This window comes from Sphingobium sp. BS19 (assembly GCF_027925545.1).
Classification (GTDB): domain Bacteria; phylum Pseudomonadota; class Alphaproteobacteria; order Sphingomonadales; family Sphingomonadaceae; genus Sphingobium.
In genome coordinates this window covers 1-1,271 of the sequence record NZ_BSEF01000072.1, presented here as the reverse complement: position 1 = coordinate 1,271, position 1,271 = coordinate 1, and the positions used below count along the sequence as shown (strand labels likewise).

Genomic DNA, 1,271 nt, shown 5'->3' with positions numbered 1-1,271 from the left:
CTGATCTGCCCCCTGCGGAGTGGCCCAGAGACTATGATAGTCTGGACCACGAAAGGGACATCGAATGCCAAGCAAGAAGCACAAGCCGGAAGAGATTATCGGCAAGCTGCGTGAAGTTGAGATCGTGCTGGCGCAGGGTGCATCGACCGCCGAAGCATGCCGCCGGATCGCGGTTAGCGAACAGACCTACTACCGCTGGCGCAAGGAATATGGCGGGCTGAAGACCGATCAGGCACGGCGGATGAAGGATCTGGAGAAGGAGAACCAGCGGCTGCGGCGTGCGATCTCCGACCTCACATTGGACAAGCTGATCCTGCAGGAGGCGGCCAAGGGAAACTTCTAAGCCCCGCGCGGCGGCGACGCTGCATCGATCATGTTCGACGAGAGCTTCCGGTGTCCGAACGACGGATCTGCCGGGTGCTGGGCCAGCATCGATCGACGCAGCGCAAAGTCCCGCGCGGGGCAGATGACGAACAGGCGCTCACGGAGGACATCATCGCGCTGGCAAAGCAATATGGTCGCTACGGCTATCGCCGGGTGACGGCATTGCTGTGCCATGCAGGATGGACGGTGAATCATAAACGGGTCGAGCGCATCTGGCGGCGTGAGGGGCTGAAGGTCCCGCAACGTCAGCCAAAACGTGGCAGGCTCTGGCTCAACGACGGATCATGTATCCGCCTGCGGCCGGAGTATCCGGGACATGTATGGGCCTACGACTTCGTTGAAGGTCGCACGCATGACGGCCGCAAGTTCCGCATTCTGACGATCATCGACGAGGCCAGCAGGGAATGCCTGGCGCTCATCGTCGCGCGACAGCTCAAGCATGAGGATGTGCTGGCAGCCTTGGCGGACCTGTTCGTCTCGCGCGGCCCGCCAGCCAATATCCGGTCCGACAATGGCAGCGAGTTTATCGCGACGGCCGTCCAGCAATGGCTGGGGCAGATCGGCGTGAAGACGCTCTACATCGCACCGGGATCACCATGGGAGAATGGCTATAATGAAAGCTTCAACGGGTCGCTTCGCGACGAACTGCTCAATGGCGAGATCTTCTACAGCCTCGCCGAAGCCAAGGTGCTGATCGAAGCCTGGCGGCGGCATTACAACACCGTGCGCCCGCACAGCAGCCTGGGTTACCGACCGCCGGCACCAGAAACGGCCTCACCGCCATATCCGGCCTCCGGTTCCGCTTCGCTCCACCTCCGTCCGGATATGGCGGCGATGAGCTTAATGCACTAACAAACCAATCGGTCCACTCGGTGGGGGCAGATCAG

The 1,271-nt window shown here is 61.4% G+C and carries 1 protein-coding gene; it reads left to right on the top strand.

The window, feature by feature from the left end:
* The first annotated feature begins 64 nt into the window (after window positions 1-64).
* A protein-coding gene (locus tag QMG56_RS23205) for an IS3 family transposase (protein ID WP_281825267.1) occupies window positions 65-1,236 on the top strand; the annotation gives its coding sequence in 2 pieces (ribosomal slippage) (window positions 65-329 and window positions 329-1,236; 1,173 coding nt in all).
* The last annotated feature ends 35 nt before the right edge of the window (window positions 1,237-1,271 follow it).